17 protein-coding genes are annotated in these 24,877 nt (G+C 70.9%); 13 read left to right on the forward strand and 4 right to left on the reverse strand.

Annotated features, from left to right (window positions below):
- The 13 genes from AQI94_RS30400 to AQI94_RS30460 all read left to right on the forward strand — a co-directional run bounded on the left by AQI94_RS30400 (window position 1) and on the right by AQI94_RS30460 (window position 18,338).
- On the forward strand, window positions 1-948 hold the full coding sequence (locus AQI94_RS30400; protein WP_225890296.1) for an alpha/beta hydrolase: 948 nt from the start codon (window positions 1-3) through the stop codon (window positions 946-948).
- Between the two features lie 257 nt (window positions 949-1,205).
- Window positions 1,206-2,723, forward strand: a complete 1,518-nt coding sequence (locus AQI94_RS30405) for an ABC transporter substrate-binding protein (protein ID WP_199814327.1) — start codon at window positions 1,206-1,208, stop codon at window positions 2,721-2,723.
- 49 nt (window positions 2,724-2,772) lie between these two features.
- Window positions 2,773-3,714, forward strand: coding sequence for an ABC transporter permease (locus AQI94_RS30410; RefSeq protein ID WP_031045845.1), 942 nt, complete (start codon window positions 2,773-2,775; stop codon window positions 3,712-3,714).
- On the forward strand, window positions 3,711-5,678 hold the full coding sequence (locus AQI94_RS45830) for a dipeptide/oligopeptide/nickel ABC transporter permease/ATP-binding protein (RefSeq protein ID WP_078902743.1): 1,968 nt from the start codon (window positions 3,711-3,713) through the stop codon (window positions 5,676-5,678). Before AQI94_RS30410 ends, AQI94_RS45830 begins: the two co-directional genes overlap by 4 nt.
- Window positions 5,675-6,673 (forward strand): oligopeptide/dipeptide ABC transporter ATP-binding protein, encoded by a 999-nt coding sequence (locus AQI94_RS30420; RefSeq protein WP_062230035.1) that lies wholly within the window; start codon window positions 5,675-5,677, stop codon window positions 6,671-6,673. The genes AQI94_RS45830 and AQI94_RS30420 overlap by 4 nt, the downstream gene beginning before the upstream one ends.
- Before the next feature lie 49 nt (window positions 6,674-6,722).
- Window positions 6,723-9,152: a beta-glucosidase gene (locus AQI94_RS30425; RefSeq protein ID WP_062230036.1), complete on the forward strand. Its 2,430-nt coding sequence runs from the start codon at window positions 6,723-6,725 to the stop codon at window positions 9,150-9,152.
- Entirely contained in the window at window positions 9,149-11,824 is a 2,676-nt protein-coding gene (locus AQI94_RS30430) for a family 78 glycoside hydrolase catalytic domain (protein ID WP_031036188.1), read from the forward strand. The genes AQI94_RS30425 and AQI94_RS30430 overlap by 4 nt, the downstream gene beginning before the upstream one ends.
- Entirely contained in the window at window positions 11,821-12,741 is a 921-nt protein-coding gene (locus AQI94_RS30435; protein ID WP_063760143.1) for an alpha/beta hydrolase, read from the forward strand. The genes AQI94_RS30430 and AQI94_RS30435 overlap by 4 nt, the downstream gene beginning before the upstream one ends.
- The gene (locus AQI94_RS30440; RefSeq protein ID WP_051831867.1) at window positions 12,738-13,721 is read left to right on the forward strand and encodes an alpha/beta hydrolase; all 984 of its coding nucleotides are present in this window, start codon (window positions 12,738-12,740) and stop codon (window positions 13,719-13,721) included. Before AQI94_RS30435 ends, AQI94_RS30440 begins: the two co-directional genes overlap by 4 nt.
- Complete coding sequence (locus tag AQI94_RS30445; protein WP_031036182.1) at window positions 13,718-14,611, forward strand: dioxygenase family protein; 894 nt, start codon at window positions 13,718-13,720, stop codon at window positions 14,609-14,611. Before AQI94_RS30440 ends, AQI94_RS30445 begins: the two co-directional genes overlap by 4 nt.
- A complete protein-coding gene (locus tag AQI94_RS30450; protein ID WP_031036180.1) occupies window positions 14,608-15,465 on the forward strand; it encodes a fumarylacetoacetate hydrolase family protein in 858 nt (285 codons plus the stop codon). Before AQI94_RS30445 ends, AQI94_RS30450 begins: the two co-directional genes overlap by 4 nt.
- Window positions 15,462-17,069, forward strand: coding sequence for an FAD-dependent monooxygenase (locus tag AQI94_RS30455; RefSeq protein ID WP_031036178.1), 1,608 nt, complete (start codon window positions 15,462-15,464; stop codon window positions 17,067-17,069). Before AQI94_RS30450 ends, AQI94_RS30455 begins: the two co-directional genes overlap by 4 nt.
- 57 nt (window positions 17,070-17,126) lie before the next feature.
- Entirely contained in the window at window positions 17,127-18,338 is a 1,212-nt protein-coding gene (locus tag AQI94_RS30460; RefSeq protein ID WP_031036176.1) for a glycoside hydrolase family 1 protein, read from the forward strand.
- Window positions 18,339-18,655: 317 nt separating this feature from the next.
- Here the strand turns inward: AQI94_RS30460 and AQI94_RS30465 are convergent, their stop codons facing one another.
- The 4 genes from AQI94_RS30465 to AQI94_RS30480 form a co-directional block, all read right to left on the reverse strand.
- Window positions 18,656-20,029: a sensor histidine kinase gene (locus AQI94_RS30465; protein WP_031036174.1), complete on the reverse strand. Its 1,374-nt coding sequence runs from the start codon at window positions 20,027-20,029 to the stop codon at window positions 18,656-18,658.
- Between the two features lie 393 nt (window positions 20,030-20,422).
- The gene (locus tag AQI94_RS30470) at window positions 20,423-21,982 is read right to left on the reverse strand and encodes a carotenoid oxygenase family protein (RefSeq protein WP_225890297.1); all 1,560 of its coding nucleotides are present in this window, start codon (window positions 21,980-21,982) and stop codon (window positions 20,423-20,425) included.
- 84 nt (window positions 21,983-22,066) lie between these two features.
- On the reverse strand, window positions 22,067-23,530 hold the full coding sequence (locus AQI94_RS30475) for an aldehyde dehydrogenase family protein (RefSeq protein ID WP_031036168.1): 1,464 nt from the start codon (window positions 23,528-23,530) through the stop codon (window positions 22,067-22,069).
- A gap of 552 nt (window positions 23,531-24,082) precedes the next feature.
- Window positions 24,083-24,871: an IclR family transcriptional regulator gene (locus AQI94_RS30480; protein WP_031036166.1), complete on the reverse strand. Its 789-nt coding sequence runs from the start codon at window positions 24,869-24,871 to the stop codon at window positions 24,083-24,085.
- Between the last annotated feature and the right edge of the window lie 6 nt (window positions 24,872-24,877).

Raw genomic sequence — 24,877 nt, forward strand, 5'->3', positions numbered from 1 at the left:
ATGGCCGGGCACGCCACGCCGCTCCCCACCGCGGACGTCACACCGACGGGCACCCGGCTGCTGCGAGGCGTCGAGTATGCGACACCGGACGGTTTCCGCCCGCTCCTGCTCGATCTCCACCTTCCCGCCGCGCATCCTTCCGGCGGCCCCGTGCCGGTCATTGTCTTCCTGCACGGTGGCGGCTGGCGGACCGGGAGTCGCGCTCGGTTCGGGCCTGCCTTCGCGGCGTGGCAGGTCAGTCCGTTCGACCGGCTCGCGGCAGCCGGTTTCGCGGTCGCCTCGATCGACTACCGGCTCAGCGCGGAGGCCGTCTTCCCCGCTCAACTGCAGGACGGCAAGGCCGCCTTGCGCTGGGTGCGAGAACACGCGGAGGCGCTGGAGTTCGACGCCGAACGCGTCGTGCTGTGGGGCGAGTCGGCCGGCGGCCACCTCGCCGCACTGCTCGGACTGACGACCTGCCGACCGGAACTGGAAACCCACGACCCAGCGGCGGCTCCCTACGCCGACGTGGTCGGCGTCGTCGACTGGTACGGGCCCGCCGACCTGCGGACCATGCAGAGTCAGTCCCTTCCCGACGCCGTGACCGTGCCCGACGCGGCGGATTCCCGGGAGGCCCAGTTGATCGGTGCGCCCGTCCCCGACGCGCCGCGGCTCGCTGCGGAGGCGAGCCCGGTCACCTACGTCTGCGCGGCCGCTCCGCCCTTCCTGCTCGCCCACGGCACGGCGGACCGGTTCGTCCCGAGCGCCCAGAGTGAACAGCTCGCCAACGCGCTGCGGGCCTGCGGCAGCGAGGTGACCCTGCGGCTCATCGACTCCGTGGACCATCTGTGGGCCGGTCTGCCCGATCCGCGGACCGTCTTCGACGAGGCCCTGGACTTCGCCCTGCACGTCTGCGCCCCGAACGCGGGACACACCCCACGTCGGCCCACGGCCGTGCGCGCCTTCTGACTCCACCCCCGTCGGCCCACAGCCGCGCGTACCTCCTGACTTCACCCCCGTCGGCCCACAGCCGCGTGCACCTCCCGGCCCCACCCCCGCCGGCCCACAGCCGTGCGCGCCCCGCTGACTCCACCCTCTGACTCCACCCCCCGTCCCCATCCCCATCCCCGTCCTCGCCCGTCGGCATCGACTCGCCCAGGCCGTAGGCAAAGGAGCCTCACGTAATGAATCGTTTCAAATCCGGTTCGGCAAGAAGCGGCATCCTCTTGGCAACCGCCACTGCCCTCACCCTCACCAGCGTCACGGCCTGCAGCTCGTCCTCCGCGAGCGGTGCCTCGGCCTCCGCGTCGGACACCCTCACGGTCGGCATGGACGGCGACTCGGCCGCGAATGGCTACGACCCCGCGAAGTACACCGAGATGCGGCAGTTCTTCGAGAGCGTGTACGACTCGCTCTTCGTCAAGACCGCCGACGGCGGCGTGAAGCCGAGCCTGGCCACCAAGTTCGCGTACAACAAGGACAAGACGCAGCTGACCCTCACGCTGCGCAAGGGTGTGACCTTCGCGGACGGCAGCAAGCTCACCGCCGCCGTGGTCAAGAAGAACCTCGACCGACGCAATGACGCCGCCCTGGTCGCGTACGGGAACATGGCCAAGGGCGGACAGGCCGAGATCAAACAGGTCACCGCACCCGACGACCAGACCGTCGTCCTCACCTTCGCCAAGGCCCAGCCGACGTTCCAGGAGCAGCTCGCCTCCGACGCCGGAATGATCGTCAGCGCCAAGGGACTCGCCGACAGCAAGGCGCTCGGCGTCGCCCCCTACGGCTCGGGCCCGTACACCCTCGAAAAGTCGGGCTCGGTCAAGGGCAGCAAGTACACGATGGTGCGCAGGAAGGGTTACTGGAACTCCGCCGCCTTCGCCTACGACACTGTCGTCTACCGTGCCCTGCCGGACCCGCAGGCCCGAGCCAACGCCCTGGTCTCCGGTCAGGTGGACGTCGCCGCGGTCGCCGGATCGACCTCCTCGTTCGTCAAGTCGCGCGGCACGGGGCTGTCCTCCCTGGGCGGCACGGTGGTGACCCTGCCGGTCTTCGACAAGAAGGGCACGGTCTCCAAGCCGTTCGGCGACGAGAGGGTCCGCCAGGCCATCCAGGTCGCGATCAACCGCCAGGACCTGGTGAGCGGTCTCCACAAGGGCGACAAGCCCACCTCCAACGCCTTCCCGTCCTCCTTCGACGGGTACGACGCCGCGCTCAACACCACCTGGGGCTACCACCCCGACAAGGCCAAGAAGCTCCTCGCCGAAGCCGGATACGCCAAGGGCTTCTCCTTCACGGTGATCACCAGCCAGGCCAATCAGACCGACCTGGAAGCGATCCAGAAGCAGCTCAAGGCGGTCGGGATCGACATGAAGCTCAAGGCCGCCGCCTCCACCGAAGAGGCCTTCGCTGCCGTGAGCACCACCCCGCTCGGCTACCTCGCGTTCAACTGGCCGGAACCGGTGGTCGCCATGCAGGCCGTCGTCCTCGGCGGGTTCCTGAACACCCAGAAGGCGACCGACAAGCAGCTCACCGCGTACACGGACGCCGCCGCGGGCGCGACCGGCGCGAAGCGCACCGAGGCGCTCACCAAGCTCAACGCCCGCCTGGTGGAGACGGGCTGGCTGATCCCGCTGTACGAGAGCTACTCGTACGCCGGTTACAACACCAAGAAGGTCAAACCCCTCACCTTCGCGGGCAACGACGCCTACCCGCTGCTGTCCTCGATCAAGCCGGCCTCCTGACGACCGGACCGCTCGGGGACCACTCGAAGAAGAGGAAGGAGGAGGCTCCGTGACCAGATTCCTCGCCCGGCGGGCCGCGATGGCGGTTCTGACGCTGCTGGCGGTGATCGTCCTGACCTTCGCACTCGTTCACTCCATTCCCGGCAGCCCGGGCGCGGTGATGCTCGGCCCGGGAGCCTCCGCGCGGGACATCCACGCCCAGAACGAGCTGCTCGGCTGGAACCAGCCGCTGGCCGTCCAGTTCTGGGACTGGATCACCCACGCGGTCCGCGGCGACCTCGGCACCTCCCTCACCGGAGGCAACGAGGTCGGCCCGGACCTGGCGTCCCGGCTCCCGGTGACCGCGGCCATCGCACTCGGCGCCACCGCCCTGAGCGGTGTGCTCGGCATCGTCTCGGGAGTGGTGGCGGCGGTCCGCGGCGGTCTCGTCGACCGGTTCATCACCGCCTTCTCCGGGATCGTGGTGTCCCTGCCGACCTTCTGGCTGGGCATCCTGCTGGTCTACGTCGCCTCCATCCGGCTCGGCTGGCTCCCGGCGACCGGCTACACGCCCTTCGCGGACTCGCCCGTCGACTGGGCGAAGAGCCTGGCCCTTCCGGTGCTCAGCCTGGCGATCGGCGGGGCCGCCCTTGTGGCCCGGCAGGCGCGCGCCTCCATGGTCGAGGCCCTGGGGCAGGAACACATCAGGACCCTGCTCGCGACGGGGATCCCGCCCTGGCGGCTGCTGTACGTGCACGCGTTGCGCAACGCGAGTGTGCCCGTGGTGGCGGGGCTCGGCATGCAGTTCGTCGGGCTGTTCGGCAGCACCGTCATCGTCGAGCAGATCTTCGCCCTGCCGGGTCTGGGGCAGGTCGCCCAGGCCGCCGTCACCTCCCACGACTTCCCGTCCGTGCAGGGAGTCGTGATCATCGCGACGGTCGTCGTCGTGGTCACCAACGTCGCGCTCGATGTGCTGATCAGCGCGCTGAACCCGAAGTTGCGTGCGGCATGAGCGAATACCTTCAGGCGAAGCCGGCCGGACAACTGCTCGAAGACCCCGAGCACACCGTCACCGAGGCGTCGCGGCCCGCCCGGCACCGACTGCCCCTGCTGCTGCGCAGGCCGGGCGGCGTCTTCGGACTCGGCTGGCTGGCACTGCTGGTCGTGCTCTCGCTCACGGCGTCCTGGTGGATTCCGTACGGGACCAACGACCAGCAGCTGTCGGCCGCGTTGCAGGGCCCCAGTGCCCAGCACTGGCTCGGCACCGACGAGTTGGGGCGGGACCTGCTCAGCCGTATCTTCGCCGCCGGGGCGAGCACGTTCGGAGCCTCGCTGCTGACCGTGGTCGTGGCCTACGCCATCGCCGTCCCCCTGGCCCTCGTCGCCGCCGAGCGTGGCGGGCACACGGAGACGGTCATCAGCCGCACCACCGAGATCATGATGGCCCTGCCGGGCACGGTGATCATCCTCGCGTTCATCGGGGTGTTCGGTGTCGACACCGTGCTCATCATGACCGTGCTGGGCGTGCTGATCTCCTCCGGGATGTACCGGGTGCTGCTGGGCGTGGCACGCTCCCTGCGCGAGCAGTTGTACGTGGACGCGGCCCGGGTCAACGGCCTCGGCTCCTGGCGGGTCAACCTCCGCCATGTGCTGCCTGGCATGCGGACGGTCCTGGCCGTGCAGGCGGCCCTGCTGTTCGGCATCGGCCTGTTGATCCAGTCCGGCCTCGCCTTCATGGGCTTCGGCCCGAAGCCGCCCGCGCCCAGTTGGGGCGCCATGATCGGTACGGCCTCCCAGCACATCTACGACGCGCCCTGGCTGATGGTGCCCTCCGGACTGGTGCTGTCCCTGACCGTGATCGCCGCCAACCTGATCGCGGACGCCCTGACCGACCCGGAGGAAGCGCCCAGGCTCGCCCAGCGGGCCGCGAAGCCGAAGGGCGGGGCGACCGCCGGGCCGGCCGAGCCCGACGGATCGGGAGTACTGGACGTACGCGACCTGACCGTGGCCGTCGCCGACGGACCGGTGCTGGTCAGCGGTGTCTCCTTCCGCGTCGAGCCCGGCCGGGTGCTCGGCCTGGTCGGCGAGTCCGGCTGCGGCAAGACCATGACCGCGCTGGCCGCACTCGGACTGCTGCCCGCCGGAGTCGCGGTCACCGGCGGCGCGCTGCACTGGCAGGGCCGCGACCTGGCGGGCCTCGACGAGCGACACCTACGCCCGGTCCGCGGCCGTGAGATCGCCTACGTCTCGCAGGAGCCGATGGTCGCCCTCGACCCCATGTTCTCCGTCGCCTACCAGCTCACCGGACCGCTGCGGCGACTGCGCGGACTGTCCCGCGCGGAGGCGAGGGACGGCGCCGTGAGCCTGCTGAAACGGGTGGGAATCGTCGACCCCCAGGCTGTCATGCGCAGTTACCCCCACCAGTTGTCCGGCGGCATGGCCCAGCGGGTGGCGATCGCCCTCGCCCTGACCGGAGGCCCGAAACTGCTGGTGGCCGACGAACCGACCACAGCCCTCGACGTGACCGTGCAGGCGGAGATCCTCAGCCTGCTGCGCTCACTCGTCAGCCAGTCGGGCACCTCGGTCGTGCTCGTCACTCACGATCTCGGTGTCGTCGCCGACCTCTGCGACGACGTCGCGGTGATGTACGCCGGCGAGATCGTCGAGTCCGGAACGGTGACCGAAGTGCTCGACGCCCCCCGCCACCCGTACACGAAGGCGCTCCTCGGGGCGAACCCGCACGCGGGCGAGACCGTGACGCCCTCGCACCGGCTGACGGCCATCCCCGGCCAGGTGCCGGCCCCCGGCAGCTGGCCGCGGGGATGCCGCTTCCAGGACCGCTGCCCCTACGCGACAGACGCCTGCGGGCAGCCCGTGGCACTGGAAGCGGCCGACCGAGGCGGCACCATCCGCTGCGTCCGCGCCGGCGAACTCGCGGCGGCCGCCGCCCACCCGGACGAGAGGACCCCGGCATGAGCACCCTTACGGCCCCGGCCGACACCGCGCAGACCCTCGCCCTCGACGTGCGGGACCTGACCGTCCACTACGGCCGCAGCTCCCGGCGCAAGCCCGTGCCACCGGCCGTCGACGGCGTGTCGTTCTCCATCGCCCCCGGCGAGACCATCGGCCTGGTCGGCGAGTCGGGCTCGGGCAAGTCGACCATCGGCAAGGCGGTCCTGGGCCTCCAGTCCGCGACCGGTGGATCGATCTCCTTCTTCGGAGACGACATCACGCATGCCGCCCCGGCCCGGCGGCGGGCCCTCGCGGCCCAGTTGCGGGTGGTGTTCCAGGACCCGTACTCCTCCCTCAACCCCGCCATGACCATCGGCGAGACCCTCGCCGAGCCGCTTCGACTGATGGGCGTCGGCAAGGCGGAGGCGGCTCGGCGGGCGCGCACCGCCCTGGAGCGGGTGGGGCTGCCCCCCTCCGCCGCCGAGCGCCGGCCCCGCCAGTTCTCCGGCGGCCAACGACAGCGCATCGCTGTGGCCCGTGCCCTGGTGTGCGACCCGAAGGTCGTGGTGTGCGACGAGCCGGTGAGCGCACTGGACCTGTCCACCCAGGCACAGGTGCTCAACCTGCTCGCCGACCTGCGTGACGAGCGAGGCCTGTCGTACCTGTTCGTCGCCCACGACCTCGCGGTGGTCCGCTTCCTCGCCCAGCGGGTGGTCGTCCTCTACCGCGGCCAGGTGATGGAGACCGGTGCCGCGGCGGCCGTGGTCGAGCACCCCCGCCACCCGTACACCCGGGCCCTCACCGCGGCCGCGCCGGTGCCCCGCCCCGCCGAACAGGCGGCCCGGCGCGCCGCGCGCGAGGCGATGGGCATCGGCGCGGCCGGACTCGGAACCCCCTCCACCGCCGGTTGCCCCTTCGCCTCGCGCTGTCCCCTCGCCACCGACGTGTGCCGCACCGAGCGGCCCGCGCTGCGCAGGGTCGGCGACAGCGATGTCGCCTGCCATCACGCCACCGACTGACCTCCTCCTCGACGACTGCCCCACGCTCACGACCCCAGGAGCTCTTCCCATGGACCCCACACTCGACGATCTCGTACGCAAGCTCGACCTGGAGACCAAGCTCCGGCTGATCTCCGGCGCGGGCGCTTGGACCACGCAGGCCTGCGAGGAGATCGGTCTGCGGCCCGTCAGCGTCTCCGACGGGCCGGTCGGCGTCCGCGGCCCGATCGAGGACGAGCGGGACTGGTCGGCCACCATGCCCTCCTCCAGCGCTCTGGCCGCCACCTGGGACGAGGAACTGCTCCACCGGGTAGGCGCATTGCTGGCCGCGGAAGCGGTGCGCAAGGACGTCGACGTGGCGCTCGGCCCCACGGTCAACCTCCACCGTTCCCCGCTGGGCGGCCGGCACTTCGAGTGCTTCTCGGAGGACCCGTTGCTGACCGGCCGGATGGCCGCCGCTTACGTCCGGGGCCTCCAGGACAACGGGGTCGGCGCCTGCCCGAAGCACTTCGTCGCCAACGACGCAGAGACCGACCGCACCTCGGTCGACATCCGGGTGGACGAACGCACCCTGCGCGAGCTCTACCTCGCCCCCTTCGACCATCTGGTCGCCGAGGCCGGTCCCTGGACCGTGATGGCCGCCTACAACGGCGTCGACGGCGCGCCCATGACGGAGAGCCCGTTGCTGCGTGAGGTCCTGAAGGACGAGTGGGGCTGGGACGGACTGGTCGTCTCTGACTGGGGCGCGGTCTACGGCACCGAGGAGTCCGCCTCCGCCGCGCTCGACCTGGCCATGCCGGGACCGTCGGAGCACTGGGGCGAGCCGCTGCTCGCCGCGGTGCGCGAGGGCCGCGTCCCGGAAGCCGCCATCGACGACAAGGTGCGCAGCCTGCTGCGGCTGGCGGCCCGCGTCGGCGCCCTCGACGGACACCCGGCCGCCGCCGGACGCCCGAGCCCTGGCACGGTCGAGCAGGGCGCCGCGCTGGCCCGTGAGGCCGCGACCGCCGCCATGGTGCTCGTCCGCAACGACGGGGACCTGCTGCCGCTCGCGAACGACAACCTGTCCCGCGTCGCCCTGCTGGGCCCCGGAGCACTGGAAGCCCGGCCGCTCGGCGGCGGCAGCGCGACCGTCTTCCCGCCGTATGTCGTCAGCCCCATGGAAGGACTGCGCTCGGCACTCGGCGACCGCGTCGAACTGGTCACCGCACCGGGGGCCTCCCTCAGCGACGACCTGCGCACCCCCCGCGCCCGCGAACTCTCCCAGCCCGGCACCCTCCGGTGGCTCGACGCGACCGGAGCCTGCCTCAAGGAGGAGCCGACGGAGGGCACCCACTTCGTGCGGGACCTGAAATCCGTCGAGGAGGGCAGCGTCTCCCTCGAACTGCGGACCGTCTTCACCGCCGACACCACCGGAGACTGGCAGCTCGGCGTCAGCGGTGTCGGCGCGTTCGTCCTCGACCTCGACGGCGAGACCGTCGTCGACACCCACATCGTCCGCGACCCGCTCGACATCGGCTCGGTGGTCGGCGCCGCGCCCCAGGAGCACATCACCCGGCGGCTGACGGAAGGCCAGAAGGTCGACGTGCGGCTGCGGTTCACCTGGGGGCAGGACATCATGCTCTTCTGGGTCGGACTGGTGGTCGGCGAACCCAGGTTGCCCGCCGACCAGCAGCTCGCCCGCGCCGTCGAACTCGCCGCCGCCTCCGACGTAGCCGTCGTCGTCGTGGGCACCACCGAGGCCGTCGAGAGCGAGGGCTTCGACCGTACGACGCTGAGGCTGCCCGGCGACCAGGACGCCCTGGTCCACGCCGTGGCCGCCGCCAACCCGCGCACCGTCGTAGTGGTCAACTCCGGTGCTCCCGTGGAGATGCCCTGGCGGGACGAGGTCGCCGCCGTGCTGCTGGCCTGGTTCCCCGGCATGGAACTGGGCAACGCGCTGGCGGACGTACTGCTCGGCGCAGTGGAGCCCGGCGGCCGGTTGCCCACCACCTGGCCCGCCCGCGACGAGGACGTGCCGGTGTGGAACACCACTCCCCGGGACGGCGTGCTGGAGTACACCGAGGGCCTACACATCGGCCACCGCGCCTACCTGCGCGAGGGCACCGAACCCGCGTACTGGTTCGGCCACGGCCTGGGCTACACCACCTGGGATTACGAGTCCTTCGACGTACCCGCCCACGTGCATCCCGGCGAGGATCTGACCGTCACCGTGCGGGTGCGCAACAGCGGGGAGCGGCACGGCAAGGAGGTCGTGCAGGTCTACGCCGCCCGGCCCGACTCGGCCGTCGAACGCCCCGAGCTGTGGCTGGCCGGCTTCGCCGTCGCCAAGGCCGGCCCCGGCGAGACCGTGGACGTCCCCGTACGCATCGCCGCCCGAGCCCTCCAGCACTGGTCGGTGACAGGTCATCAGTGGCAGACCGAGAGCGGCGCGTTCCTGCTCTCCGCCGGCCGATCGGCCTGCCGACCGCTCCTCACGGACGAAACGGTGGTCTCCGAATGAACGCGCCCACCTGTCTGCGCGCCGAACAGCTGGAACACGCCCTGGGCATCGGCACGCGTCGGCCCCGGCTCTCCTGGTGGCTTCCGGCCGACTCCGGCGTGCAGCTGGCCCATCGGATCAGAACCGGTGAGGGCTGGGACTCCGGCCGCGTCGAGGGGGCCGACAGCGTCCATGTGCCGTACGGCGGTCCTCCGCCCGGCAGCGGTGAACGGATCACCTGGCAGGTCAAGGTCTGGACCGACGCCGGCGAGAGCGACTGGTCGGAGTGGGCCTGGTTCGAGACCGGCCTGCTGGACCCCTCCGACTGGCAGGCCCTGTGGATCGAGCCCGTCGAGACCGAGGTGCCGCCCGCCGGACACCGCCCGGCCCATCTGTTGCGTACCCCGTTCTCGACGACGTCCCCGGTCCGCCGGGCCCGCCTCCACGCCACCGCGCAGGGGTTGTACGAGGCATACCTCAACGGTGAGCGGATCGGGGACGCCGAACTGACGCCGGGCTTCACGCAGTACGACGCACGGCTCCAGGTCCAGACGTACGACGTCACCGCACTGGTGAGAGCGGGCGACAACGTCCTCGGGGCCGTCCTGTCCGACGGCTGGTTCCGCGGCCAGATCGGCATCACCCGCGCCCACGACCAGTGGGGGGAGCGGGTGTCCTTCCTGGCGCAGCTGAACCTGGAACACGAGGACGGCACCACGAGCGTCGTGTGCACGGGGAAGCACTGGCGCTCGGCCACCGCGCACATCGTCGAAGCCGACCTCATCGCCGGCCAGTTCAGCGACCTGCGCCGGACACGCACGGGATGGGACGTCCCCGGGTACGACGGCCAGGACTGGGAGACGGTCGACGTCGCCGACCACGGCTATGCAGGACTGGTCACCTCACCGGCCCCGCCCGTGCGGCGCGTTGAGGAACTCGTCCCCGTGTCGGTGACCCGGCCGCGTCCCGACCGGCAGGTCTTCGACCTCGGCCAGAACATCAACGGCTGGGTACGGCTGCGCGACCTCGGCCCGAAGGACACCCGCCTCACCCTCACGCACGGCGAATCACTAGGCCACGACGGCGATGTGACGACGGATCACCTCCGCATCGACATGCCCTTCCTGCCCGAGCCCCTCCCGGCTGGCCAGGTCGACCACGTCGTCTCCGCGGGCCGCCCGGGCGAGACCTTCGAGCCCCGGCACACCACCCACGGCTTCCGCTACGTCCGTGTCGAAGGCCACCCCGGCGAACTGACCGCCGACGACCTGCGGGGCGTGGTGGTCCACACCGACCTGCGGCGCACCGGCTGGTTCGAGTGCGGGGACGAGCGGATCAACCGGCTGCACGAAGCCGCCGTATGGAGCATGCGCGGCAACGTCTGCGACATCCCCACGGACTGCCCCACCCGCGAACGCGCCGGCTGGACGGGGGACTGGCAGCTGTTCGCCCCGACCGCCGCCTTCCTCTACGACGTCGCCGGATTCTCGGCCAAGTGGCTGCGCGATGTCGCCGCCGACCAGTGGCCGGACGGCACGGTCTCCAACATCTCGCCCGCCTGCCGCACCGAAGGCCCGAACGGCCCGGTGGCCCACCTCAACGGCTCGGCAGGCTGGGGCGACGCCGCGGTCATCGTGCCCTGGCAGATGTACCGCGCCTACGGTGACCGGGCCGTGCTGGAGGAGCTGTGGCCGACCATGACCGCATGGCTCGGGCGGACCGAACGCGCGGCCCGCGAAGCACGCCACCCGGACCGGGTCCTGCGCTCCGCCGACCCCGCCCCGCACGAGCGGTATCTGTGGGACACCGGGTTCCACTGGGGCGAATGGCTCGTGCCCGGCGAACACATCGGCGACGACCTGCCCCAGTACGCCCAGCTCGACAAGGCCGACATCGCCACCGCGTACTACGCCCACTCCACCCGGCTGGCGGCGCGGATCGCGAGGGTGATCGGCCGGGACGAAGAGGCGGTGGCCTACGAAGAGTTGAGCGAGCGGATACGCGACGCCTGGCGAACCGAGTTCATCGCGCCCGACGGCTCACTGCGTCCTGACACCCAGGCCAACCACGTGCGCGCCCTCGCTTTCGACCTGGTTCCGAAGGAACTGCGAGCCCGCAACGCGAAGCGGCTCGTCGAGCTCGTACGGGACGCCGGAACGCATCTGGGCACCGGCTTCCTCGCGACCCCGGACCTGCTCCCCGTGCTCGCCGACACCGGGCACCTCGACGTGGCGTACGAGCTGCTGCTCCAGGACAGCGCCCCGTCCTGGCTGCACATGATCGACCGAGGCGCGACCACGATCTGGGAGAGCTGGGAGGGCGTGGCCGACGACGGCACGGCACGCGACTCCCTCAACCACTACTCCAAGGGCGCTGTCGTGTCCTTCCTGCATCGCTACACCGCCGGAATCGAACCGGACGCGGACTTCCCGGGCTATCAGCGGTTCACCGTGGCACCGCGCCCTGGCGGCGGCCTTGCTTCGGCACGAGCCGAGCACCACTGCCCGTACGGCCGGATCGCGTCCGCCTGGGAAGTCGACGGCGACCGTTTCCGGCTCGACGTCACCGTGCCGCCCGGCACCACCGCCGAGGTCGTCCTGCCGGACGGCACCCGGCGCACCGCGCTTCCGGGCACGCACACCTACCTGTGCGCCGCGCCCGCCGCCCTGACGACGACGGGAGCCACCCGATGACGCGCAGCACCGAACGGGAACGAGCCGGTTCTCCGCCCGACTTCCTGCCACCTGTCGACCCCGTGGTGCGCGAGGACGGCTCGCTGCACTATTCCGGGATCAGCTATGCCCTCCTGCCCGGCTTCCGCCCGCTCCAGTTGGACCTGTGGGTTCCGGCGGGAGGGGACACGTATCCGGTGGTGGTGTGGATCCACGGTGGGGCGTGGCAGTTCGGTGATCGCCGCTATCTGCCACCGACCCTGGAGATCGACGCGGTCCACGACGCGCTGCTGGAGGCCGGGATCGCGGTCGCCTCGATCGACTACCGTCTCGCGGGCGAGGCCGTCTTCCCCGCGCAACTGGACGACGCCAAGTCCGCCGTCCGCTATCTGCGCCGGCACGCGGCTCAACTCGGCCTGAACGTCGAGCGGTTCGGTGTGTGGGGCGAATCGGCCGGTGGACACCTGGCGGCACTTCTCGCTCTCACCGCGGGCCGCACCACGCAGGAGGGCGAACCTGTCGACGCCGAGCCCGTCGACTCGGTGCGGGCCGTCGTGGACTGGTACGGAGTCAGCGACCTGACCACCATGCCCAAGCTGGAGGTCCCCCCGGACGTGTCCCTGCCGCCGGGTACAGCTGACCCGATCGAGCAACTCCTGGGCGGCACCACCCCGGAGCGGGCCAGAGCGGCGAGCCCCGTCACCCATGTGAGCGCCGACGCACCGCCCTTCCTGCTCATCCACGGCACCGACGACGTTCCCGTACCACCGGAACAAAGCGGCCTGCTGCACGCGGCGCTGCTCGCGGCGGGAGCGCAGTCCGAACTGGTGACGGTCGAGGGCGCGGGCCACATCTTCGCCGGCGCAGCCGACATCACCGCTCTGATCGCCCGCTCGGTCGCCTTCCTGGCCATGCACCTGGGGGAGGGGCCGCGATGACGGAACAGCACCTGGACCAGGACCTGGACCAGCACCTGGACCAGGTCCAGCACCAAGACCAGGGTCAGGACCAGCCGCAGGCGTGGACCCCGCCTCGCTTCCTGCCTCCGGGAGAACTTCTCCGCCGCGCGGACGGCTCGCGGCACCATCCAGGGGTCAGCTACGCCACCCCGCCCGGCTACCGCCCGCTCAAGCTCGACCTGTGGGTGCCCGAGGGCGACGGACCTCACCCGGTCGTCGTCTTCGTCCACGGTGGTGCCTGGGCGCTCGGAGACCGCGGCGACCTGCTGCCCGCACAGGACACCTCCGCCGTGATCGACCTGCTGCTGGCAGCCGATCTGGCCGTCGCGTCCATCGATTACCGGCTCTCGCGCGAGGCGGTCTTCCCCGCGCAGCTCCACGACACCAAGTCAGCGGTGCGCTACCTGCGCCATCATGCGGATCAACTCGGCCTGGACAGCGGCCGGATAGCGGTGTGGGGAGAGTCGGCCGGAGCGTACCTCGCCGCGCTTCTCGCCCTCACCGCGAACCGTGCGGAACTGGAGGGCGACATCGGTGTCACCGGGCTCGACAGCCCGGTCGTGGCCGCCGTCGGCTGGTACGGCATCTACGATCTCGCCGCCCTGCCCAAGCCTGTGCTTCCCCTGGACATCACCCTGCCCCCGGACATGGGACAGGACCTGATCGAGCAACTGCTCGGCGGAGTCGCCGACCCGGAACTGGCCGTACCGGCGAGCCCTGTCACCCATGTCACCGCCGACGCGCCGCCCTTCCTGCTGATCCACGGCACAGCCGACAGGCTGGTGCCCTTCGAGCAGAGTCTCCTCCTGGAGAAGGCCCTGCTGACCCACGGCGTCGAAGTCCAGTTGCTCCCCGTCGAGGACGCCGACCACGGACTGTTCGGTGCACCGGAACTCCCCACGCTGCTCCGGCAGACCGTCGCCTTCCTCGTCACGCACCTACAGGAGGGAAGCCGATGACGACCACTTCGACCGACCGGCAGCTGGACGAGCTGTTGGCCCAGGTACTCGGATCCCTCCAGGGCGAGGACCCGCGGCTGCGGGAGCTGGCCGGTGGCCTGGTCACCCACCTGCACGCCTTCGTGCGGGAAACCCGGCTGACCGAAGTCGAGTGGCAGCGGGCCATGGACTTCCTGGTCCGCACCGGAGCCGCCTGCACCGACCGCCGCAACGAGTTCATCCTGCTCTCCGACATGCTGGGCCTCACCTCCGCGGTGGACGAGGTCAACCATGCCGGGCCGCCCACCATGACACCCAGCTCCGTCGAGGGGCCCTTCCATTCACCCGCGCCGCCGCGCCCCATGGGCGCCTGGATCGCGGAGGGACCCGAGCGGGAACGCGGCGAGGCCGCGGTCGTGCACGGCAGGGTCACCGACTGCGACGGTGTGCCCCTCGCCGGCGCGGTGCTGGACATCTGGCAGGCCAACGACACGGGCCTGTACGACAGTCAGGACGACGAGCAACCCGACGGCAATCTACGGGCCCTGCTCACCACCGGCCCCGACGGCGCCTACTGGTTCCGTACGGTCAGACCCAGCAGTTACCCGGTGCCGACCGACGGCCCCGTCGGCGAGCTGCTGCGTGCCCTCGGCCGGCACCCGATGCGCCCCGCCCACGTCCATCTCAGGGTCGAGGCGCCCGGCCACCGGCCGCTCACCACCCACGTCTTCGTCGACGCGGACCCCTATCTCGGCTCCGACGCGGCCTTCGCCGTCAAGGACGCCCTCGTCGTGCCCTTCGTACCGTGCACCGAACCGGCCATGGCCGACCGGTTCGGCATGGGTGACCAGGGTGTGTTCCTGGAGGCCCGGTTCGATGTCCGGCTAGTGGCGGAAGGACCCGTCCAGTGAAGCTCATCGGATTGCGTCCGCCGTCGGCACGGCGCGGCAGACAGCAGGTCATGGTCGGTGTCGTCGTGGACGACCGGGTGTCACCCCTCGTGGACGCCGTCGACTTCTACGAGGACCTGCCGCGATGGCTGGAGCGGGCACGCAAGGTCCGTCGTGGCTCGGTCCGGCTCGCGGACGTGGTGCCGGAGCCGCCGGTGCCGCCGTCGGCACGGGTCCTGTGCATCGGGCTCAACTACCGTGCGCACGCTGCCGAGGGCGCGTTCCAGGTGCCCGAGCATCCGACCGTCTTCGGGCGCTGGACGGCTTCGCTCTCGGTGAGCGGACGTCCGGTGCCGGTGCCCGCCAACGAACCGGGTCTGGACTGGGAGGGCGAAGTCGCGGCCGTCGTCGGCGCCCGGCTCAGCGATGCGGACGAGAGCGAGGCGGAGGCAGGAGTGCTGGGGTACGCCGCCTTCAACGACCTCACCGCCCGTACGGCGCAGAAGCTCACCGCCCAGTGGACTCTCGGCAAGAACGCCGACTTCAGCGGCCCGCTCGGGCCGATCGTCACGGCCGACGAGACGGGCAGCCTCACCGACGGGTTGCGCCTGGTCACGCGAGTCAACGGCGAGGTCGTGCAGGACGGGAACACCCGGGACATGATCTTCCCCGTGCCGGAGCTGCTCTCCCGGATCAGCCGCACCATGACACTCCATCCCGGCGACATCATCGCCACGGGCACACCGGAAGGAGTCGGCTACGTCCGCAGGCCGCCGCGGCTCCTGACTCCCGGTGACGTCGTCGAGGTCGAGATCGACCGGCTCGGCCTGCTGCGAACCCCGGTCGCCGACGCCTCGGCGAGGTCCGGCGCGTGACGGACACGAGAGCGCAGGTGCTGATAGCGGGCGGCGGGCCGGCCGGACTCGGGGCCGCCATCGAACTCGGCCGGCGCGGGGTGCGCACCTGCCTGGTGGAACCGCGCATCACCGTCGACGACGGCAGGCCCCGTGCCAAGACGACCAGCATCCGGACCATGGAGCATCTGCGCCGGTGGGGCCTGGCCGACCGGCTGCGTGCCGCAGCGTCGATGCCCGTCGCCTGGTCCCAGGACGTCATCTTCTGCACCTCCCTGCTCGGCACCGAACTCACCCGCTTCTGCAACGCGTTCGGCCTCCATGAGGGTCGTAGCGAACACTGGGCGGAGGCCGGTCAGCAGGTGCCCCAGCCGATCGTCGAGCGCGTGTTGCGCAAGGCGGTCTCCGAACTCGCCACGGTGGACGTGCTCGTCGGTCACACCGTGACGGCCATCGATCATGACGTGGCCGGAGTGCGCGCCACCGTTTCCTCGGCTGACGGTTCGTCCAGCGTCGTCGAAGCCGACTACCTGCTGGGGTGCGACGGCGCGGGCGGGATCAGCCGCGCGGCGATCGGCGCCACGTACACCGGGGCGTCCGGTGAACGTCCGAACCTCAACATCGTCTTCCGCGCTCCCGAATTGGCTCGGCGGATCAGTCTGGACCCAGCCGTGCAGTACTGGATCGTCAGCGCCGAGGCCTCCGGGCTGATGGGTCGGCTCGATCTGGAGGACCAGTGGTGGGCGATCGTCCAGCACGCCGACACTCGGGCGTCAGGACCCGCCCCCGAGGCACTTGTCCGATCACTCATCGGAGGCGCCGCAGACGATCTGGAGGTACAGGTCATCGCCACTGACCGCTGGGTCGCCCGGATGATGCTCGTCGACCGTTACCAGTCCGGGCGGGTCTTCCTGGTCGGCGACGCGGCCCATCTCAACCCGCCGTGGGGCGGTCACGGTTACAACACCTGCGTGGGCGACGCGGTGAACATCGCCTGGAAACTCGCCGCCGTCATCCAGGGATGGGGCGGCCCCGAGCTCCTGCGGAGTTACGAAGCCGAGCGTCGGCCGGTCGCCGCGCAGACCATCGCCGACAGCGCGGCCCAGGACCGGCTGCTCGCCCCGTCCTTCACGGACGCCGACAATGCCCGGCTGGCCACCGCGCTCCAGGCCAAGCGCAGCGAATTCCACAGCGAAGGCCTCGTACTCGGCTACCACTACGCCGGTTCACCCGTCATCGTCGACGACGGCTCACCGACACCGGCCCACCAGCTCACCACGTACCACCCCTCAACACGCCCCGGCACCCGCCTTCCCCACACCTGGCTCCCCGACGGACGCTCCCTCTACGACCTGCTCGGCGAGGGCTTCACCCTGCTGCGCCTGTCCGAGACCGCCGACCCTGCCCCGCTGCAACGGGCGGCCCATATCCGCGGGGTACCACTGACGCTGCTGGATCTCCCGGAACTCGACCTGGCCGACCGATATGGCGCACCACTGTTGCTGATCCGCCCCGACCAGCACATCGCCTGGCGCGGCGACGCCACGGCCAACGCCGTCCGCGTGATCGACACGGCCCGCGGGGCGCTCACCAGGCGCTCGCCCGCCCGCGGCCGCAGACCATGAGTGAACTCGTCACCCGCTCGCCGTCGCGGGCGGCGCCCCTCCGGAAAGGACCATCCATTGATTCCCCCTTCCCACGCCCTTCCCTTCCCCGACGGCTTCCTGTGGGGAGCCTCCACCGCCGCCCACCAGATCGAGGGCAACAACACCAACGGCGACTGGTGGGAGTTCGAACAGCGCGGCGGTTCCGCCGCCATGCGCGTCGCCGAACCCAGCGGTGACGCTGCCGACAGCTACCACCGGTGGCGCGAGGACATGGATCTGCTCGCCGGACTCGGCTTCACCGACTACCGCTTCAGTATCGAATGGGCCCGCATCGAGCCCGCCGAGGGACAGTTCTCCCGCGCGGCGCTCGCGCACTACCGGCGGATGGTCGAGGGCGCCCTCGAACGCGGCCTGCGCCCCATGGTCACGTTGCACCACTTCACCGTGCCCCGCTGGTTCGCCGAGCGCGGCGGCTGGACGGCGGACGGTGCCGCCGCTCTCTTCGAGCGGTACGTCACCGCGACCGCGCCCGTCATCAGAAGCGGCGTCCGGCATGTGTGCACCATCAACGAGCCCAACATCGCAGCGATCTTCGGTACCGTCCCGGAGTCGGGCACCGAGGCACCCGCCGCGGGCCTCCCGCTGCCTGACAAGGCTGTCGGTGACGCCCTGATCGAGGCTCACCACCTCGCCAGGGTCGCCGTCAAGGCGATCTCCGCCGACATCCAGGTCGGCTGGTCCGTCGCCAACCTGTCCTACCAGGCTCTGCCCGGTGCCGAGGAGTTGGCAGCGGCCTACCGACACCCCCGCGAGGACGTGTTCCTGGAGGCCGCCCGCGGCGACGACTGGATCGGCGTCCAGTCCTACACCCGCACCAGGGTCGGCCCGGACGGCCCCCTCCCCGTGCCCGACGACGCCGAACGCACCCTCACCGGCTGGGAGTACTACCCCCGAGCCGTCGGCCACGCGCTGCGGCACACCGCCGAGATCGTCGGCGCCGTCCCGTTGATCGTCACCGAGAACGGCATCGCCACCGGCGACGACAGCCGCCGCATCGACTACACCACCGGCGCGCTCATGGAAGTCGCGGCCGCTCTGGAGGACGGCATCGACGTGCGCGGCTACCTGCACTGGAGCGCCCTCGACAACTACGAGTGGGGCTCCTACAAGCCCACCTTTGGCCTCATCGCCGTAGACCCCCACACCTTCGAGCGCACCCCCAAACCGTCAGCTGCCTGGCTCGGCGGCCTCGGCCGCAGCCGGATGTTGCCGCGGGCCGGCTCGTAGGGCGGTACAACGGACAAGGACGTCGCGGAGCGACCGGCCAGGGACGCCACTTGACGGTACGTCAGAAACCGGAACAGGCCTGCTGCCCAACCCTCGGCACGGGCGGCTGGAGTCAAGCCTCCGTCTCGTCCGTGCCCTCATAGCGGACGCCGGACATGACGAGTTCGCCGCGCGCGCACCAGATCCCGTAGAGGGCGCCCCGTGAAGCCCCCGGCAAGCTCGGTGGACAAGTGAGTCGGTCTCCGGCCCGCATGTGCGACTCTGCATCGACTCTTGGGCACTGTGCAGGAGGCGTCGCGGCGGCTGGTCGCTGGCCATCAGCACGGTGGTTGTCGCAGGAGTTCTCCCGATGCTTCCGGTGCGGGCGCCGCCTCCAGCACGACGTCCACGACCCAGCCGTACCCTGTGTCGCGCGGGCCGATGATCACGGTGCCCCCGTACATGGCGGCTCGCTGGCGGATGCCGACCAGGCCATGGCCTGACGCGTGTTCATGTGCGGCCGCCTTCGGTGGTGGGGGAGCCCCGGGGGGTATGCCGGTGTCGACGACTCGGATCCGTACCTCTCCCGCCTCCGCGGTGATGTCGACCTCTGCGGCCGCGCTGGTCCCCGCGTGCTTGAGCGCGTTGGTCAGCGACTCCTGCACAATGCGGTACACGGTGAGCTGTACGCCGTCGCCCAGCGAGTCGAGACCGCCCACCGTCCGGTAGGCCACGGGCAGGCCCGCTGCGCGTACCCGGGCCATCAGGGGGTCCAGATCGCGGATGCCGGGCTGGGGGCTGAGTGCCCTTTCCTCGTCCTGTGCCTCGCGCAGGACGCCCAGCACCCGTCGCAGCTCGCTCATGGCCTGGCGGCCGGTGTCGGCGAGGATGCGCAGCGCGTCGGTGGACCGCTCGCCGCGGTTGGCGGCCAGGATCGCGGCGCCGTCGGCGAGGCTGACCATGACGGAGAGGTTGTGGCCGACGATGTCGTGCATCTCACCGGCGACACGGGAGCGCTCGGCGGCCGCGGTGAGTTGCACACGTTGGTCCTGCTCGACCTCCAGCCGTCTCGCGCGGTCCTCCAGCGCTGCCAGATACATCCGTTGGACGCGAAGTGTCAGGCCGACGGCGATGGACGCCGTGACCGTGCCCAGCATGAGGAAGCTGCCGACGAAGGGATGCTCGGTCGGAGCCAGGACGAAGACGACCAGGATCGCCTCGACGACGGTCAGAGCGGCTGCCCAGCCCAGCATCCGCAGCGAACCGTTCCGGGCCAGGGTGTACAGGGCGATGAGTGCGCCGGCGCTCGCCGGCAACCAGACACCCATCGTCCACTGGGCAAGGGAGACTGCCGCGATCACGAAGTAGGTGAGGGCCGGGGCCTTGCGGCGCCACCACAGCGGAACGACGAGAGCGGCGAGGCAGCCGAACAGGATGCCGGAGGTGAGTTGTTCACGAGTGGTGGTGTCCCCGAGAGGGGCGTTGCCGTCGCCCCGGAGCAGAACCGGCAGGCTGATCAGAGCGACGGCCAGAACCACCGTGGTGTCGAGCAGCCACGGATGTCGGCGGTCCAGTCGCTGTCGGCGCCCCTGGTCGCGCAGCAGCCGGCCGAGCAGCGGATGCGCCCAGGCGGCGTCGAACCCGAGGGACGGCGGGACGGCTGCCGTCCCCCCGGTGCCGGCCGCGGCGGCCGGCGAACGGTGCGGACTCATGGCCTTCAACGTCCTCGTCGCCGGATCACGCGCCTGAGGAGCGGTGCGGGACGTGGACGGCCTGGCCTGCGCCGCTGGCGAAGTACCGCCTTGTCGCCGTACCGCTCCGTCAGCTGACGTACCTCGATCATGGGGTCGGCCCTTCCTGTCTCGAACTCGGCCGCGGACACCTCTCGGTGTCTGCGTTCGAAGCTACGAGTGCGGCAGGGCCGAACCCTGGGACCACGGGGGAATCTTTGGCGCCGGAGTGGTACCCGAGTACCACCCGGCACCAGGCGCGACCTCCGGACAATGACGGGTCGGCGCCCCTTCCAAGCGGATGCGGGGCGCCCACTCTCGCAATGCCCGCCCGCCGATGGTCCAACGACACCCCCCGCGCCACATTCGAAAGCCTCAGCCCGCGTCACCGCGCGAAGCCGAGACGGCCCGGTCCAAGGTCGCGTGGTCGGCCCAGTTCCCGTGGAAGCCGAAGGGGACGCGGCTCGGGAGCTTGACCCTCGCGAGAGGAGTACGGCGCAGGTCGGCGGAGTCGTGGACGAGCAGCTCGGACAGCCCGGTGAGGCGGTTCCACCACAGGGTCAGCAGGTAACCGTCGTCCTCGGAGGTGGCGTTCTCGCGGGCCACGAAGACGGGTTCACCGGGGCTGGTCAGCGCCTCGGGGCCCTCGATCACGGTCGTGGCGTCGCGCAGGTAGTCGTGCTTGGCCAGGCCGTCGCTCATGGTGTCCTCGGCCAGCGCTCGCGTGGTGACGAAGTAGCCGTAGCGGTGCTCGCGGCCGGTGTACGCGTCGTTGATCCGCGGGAACTCACCGGCGACACCGCTGGTCGTCTCCTCCGTCGCCCTTCCGGTCGCCAGGTCGACGCGCCAGCGGTGGGGCAGGGCGGGCGGGAACCAGGAGTGCGAGGTGACGGGGGTGTCGAGCCGGTCGGCCGGAGTGCCCAGACGGGTGATGCGGTGCCCGTCGACGATGACCTGCCCGTCGCGCTCGTAGGCGTTGTAGAAGTGGGTGTTGGCCCAGTGGCCGCCCACCTCGTGCCAGGTGACGGCATGAGTGCGGCGGTCCATGAGCACGATCTGCACCCCGTGCGGGAGCGATGCCTCGTCCCAGACGACTCCAGGCTTTCCCTGCATGATGTGGTCCAGCCGGAACTGGGCCGGGGTGACGAAGAAGATCGCGTAGTTGTCGCTGACGGCGAAGTCGTGCATCAGCACGGGGACTTTGATGTCGAGGCTGTGGCTTTCCACGACGTGCCCGGTCTTCACGTCGGCCCGGTACCAGGTGATGACGGGCCCGGTCGCGGCGAAGAAGAGCATGTCTCCGTTGTCGGGGTCGATCTTGTAGTGGGCGGTGCACAGCACGTCGATGCCGCCGTGGAAATCGTGGGTGCCGTACGTCTCCAGCGTCTCGGGGTGCATCGCGTACGGCAGACCGCCCTCGTAGTAGACGAGCAGGTGGTCACCGAAGACGCCGACGTTGGTGTTCGCCACGTTCTTCGCGGGTGGAGCGCCCTGGGGGAGCGGACCGGGGATGCCGCCGTTGGCGAATCCGCTGTAGACGGCCTTGCCCTGCTCGACCTCGAACTTCATCGAATCGGTCATCACCCAGCGGGTGCGGAACGCGGCCCGGCCCTCGCGCAGGTAGATGCCGCACACCATGCCGTCGCCCTCCCACCAGTGATAGCGGCCGGGATCACGAGGCTGGAAACGGGGGTTGGACGAGACCCGGAACAGGGCCCCCGCCAGGTCGGCCGGGAGCTCCCCGTCCACCTCCAGGTCGTAGGCCTCGGTCTCCTCCGTCCAGGGGGTGAAGGGGCCGTCGAGGAACTTGTTGTGGTGCGCCCAGCCGGCGGCGTCCTGCGCCAGCCGTGGTACCGACGGCCGGATCGCGGCACGCGGCGCGATCGTCATCGGGTCGGGTGGGACCAGACCCGGGCCGGAGGTGACTGAGGTCATCGGAGTGCTCCAAGTGCGGGTGGGAGAGTCGGTCTGCGGGAGCGGGGTCGTGCCGGCCGGGCCGTCCTGCCGGGGAGGCCGTGGTCAGAACGGGTACTGGGGGATCTCCTGGCGGACGGTCACCCACTGCTGCTCGGTGAATGCCTCAAGGTTGGCGGCGGCGCCTCCGTGGCGGGAGCCGTTGCCCGAGTCGCCGACGCCGCCGAACGGGATGGTCGGCTCGTCGTTCACGGTCTGGTCGTTGATGTGCACAAGGCCCGTCGGGATGCGGTCGGCCAGCGCCAGGCCCTTGGCCACATCGCGCGTCAGGATGCCCAGCGAGAGCCCGTACGCGCTGTCGGAGGCCAGCCGGGCGGCCTCGTCTAGATCCCGGAAGGCCACCACGGGTGCGACAGGACCGAAGATCTCCTCCGCGTAGGCGGGGGCGGTGACCGGGACGTCGGCCAGGACGGTGGGCCGGTGGAACAGGCCCTCATGGGTACCACCGGCGGCGAGCCGCGCTCCCGCGGTGACACTGTCGGAGACCACCGCCTGGGTGGCCCGCAGCTGCCCCTCGTCGATCATGGGGCCCATCAGGACCGTGCCGGTCATCGGATCGCCCACGGGTGTCGCGTCGGCGCGCTCGGCGAGGCGGGCCGTGTACTCCTCGGCGATCGAGGCGTGCACGAGATGACGGCTGGTGGCCATGCAGACCTGCCCCGCGTTGAAGAAGGAGCCGAAAGCGCCCGCGGACACCGCCTTGTCCAGGTCGGCGTCGTCCAGGACGATCAGCGCCGAGTTGCCGCCCAGCTCCAGGTGGACCCGCTTGAGCCGCTGCGCGGCTGCCGTCGCGATGGCCTTCCCCGCGCGGGTGGACCCGGTGAAGGCGATGACGGGCACGCGCGGGTGGTCCACCAGCGCCGCGCCGACGGCTGCGCCACCGGGCAGGACGTGCAGGACGCCCTCGGGAAGCCCTGCTTCCTCGAAGACCCGCGCGATGGTGACACCGCCGCAGACCGCGGTGCGCGGATCGGGCTTGAGGACGACCGCGTTGCCCAGGGCCAGCGCCGGGGCCACCGCACGCATGGCCAGCAGCATCGGCGCGTTGAACGGCGAGATGACACCGACCACGCCCACCGGGCGCCGCCGCGAGAACGACAGACGGTCCTGGGCCGACCGGAGCACTTCACCGAAGGGCGCCGCGGCGAGTGCGGCGGCCTCGTAGCACTCCTCGGCCCCACCGTCGCTCGCCTGGGTGTCCGCGAACAGCCGCGGGGCGCCCGACTCGCGCACGATCCACTCCGCGACCTCCGCCTGGTGCTTCGCGAACAGGGCTCCGGCGCGCCGCAGCACCTGCGCCCGCTCGATGTACGGGAGCGCCGCCCACGCGCGCTGGGCCTGCTCCGCGTGCGTCACAGCCCGGTCCAGGTCGGTGGGAGCGGCTGCGCCGACGCGGCCCAGCGTCTTTCCGGTCGCCGGCTCGGTGGAGTCGTACGGCTCACCCGAGCCCTTGACCCATCCGCCCGAGAAGATCCGCCCTTGCCAGTCGACAGCATCGAGGAGGGTCATGGTGTTCCGTTCTGCGTAGGTGACGTAGGAAGGCGCGCCGTCTGCGCCGCCCGTCGGCCCGGAGTCACGAGGACATTGCCGTCCCGTTAAATAGGACTCACACCTTGATTAACAGGACAAGACTCGGGAATGTCAAGCGATATGTCCAAGGTGGTGGTGCCGGATCTGCGTGTCGGCATGACGACTTCCGCGGCGGCGTCACCGGTCCTGGTGCCGGCATTGTGTGGCGGTGCTGGGCACTGGGTGAACGAGCAACTTGCCGTATAGAGCGGTATCGCCTAGTTCGTCTTCAAATGCGACTCATACGGGGAGGCGTCGAAGCTGTGGCCGAGGTCGACGCCTCGGCCCGGAGACAGCCGAAGTACCGGGACCGCAGTCGGCGGCCCCGGTATCAACCATGGGCGGGACACATCGTTCAGTGAAGGCAGGACGCCGCCAGGCTCGGGAGGAGTGTGCCGCTTCCCCGAGCCTGGCGGGTCCCCGGTCGGTTCGTTCCTTCTCTCCGGCCCGAACCGCCGTAGTGTGCACACCTCGTCCGGCACCGCCCAGGTGTCAGCCCCCGACGGCGGTCAGCCGCTCGCTGATCTCCCGTGCCGTCTCCTGAACCTTCCGGGCCAGCTCCGCCTCCGCCTCGGGGAACACACGAGAGGCCAGGGCCGCGATGCTCACCGCCGCCACCACCTGCTGCTTCTCGTCGCGGACGGGAGCGGCGACACCCATCACGTCGGCGTCGAGCTCGCCACGAGTGACCGAGTAGCCGGCGCGCCGGATGTGGGCCAGTCGCTGCATGAGCGTGTCGACGTCCGTGAGCGTGGCGGGAGTGAAACGGCGCAGGTCCGCGGATTCAAGAAGCCGTCGGGCGTCTTCGTCGGGGATCCAGGCCAGCAGGACGAGTGCCGCCGCACCCGCGTTGAGGGGGAGCGTGCTGCCCCTCTCGTAGGAGATGCGCACGGCGCCCGTCCCGGCCTCTGCCCGGTCGACGCACACGACGAGCTCTCCGGTCCGCCTGGTGAGCAGGACCGTCTCCCGCACATCCTCGGCGAGTGTCGTCATCGCCGGGAGGGCGACTTCCGACAGGCCGTAGCTGCGGCGTGCCAGCCGTGCGATCTCCATGACGCGCAGGCCCAGCCGGAAGCCTCCACCCGGCGCCTCTTCCAGGAAGCGGCTGTTCACGAGGCTCTGGAGGTACCGGTACGCGGTTGAGCGAGCCACGCCGAGTCGCTCGGCCACTGCGGTGCCGGAGACGACGAGGTGGGTGTCGGTGAACATGAGCAGGATGTCCAGGGCTCGGTCGGCCGTGGAGTTACGCTCGCGATAGCTGGTGGACGCTGTTCCTGACATGCGAGA

This window comes from Streptomyces pseudovenezuelae (assembly GCF_001513955.1).
GTDB classification, from domain to species: Bacteria; Actinomycetota; Actinomycetes; order Streptomycetales; family Streptomycetaceae; genus Streptomyces; species Streptomyces pseudovenezuelae.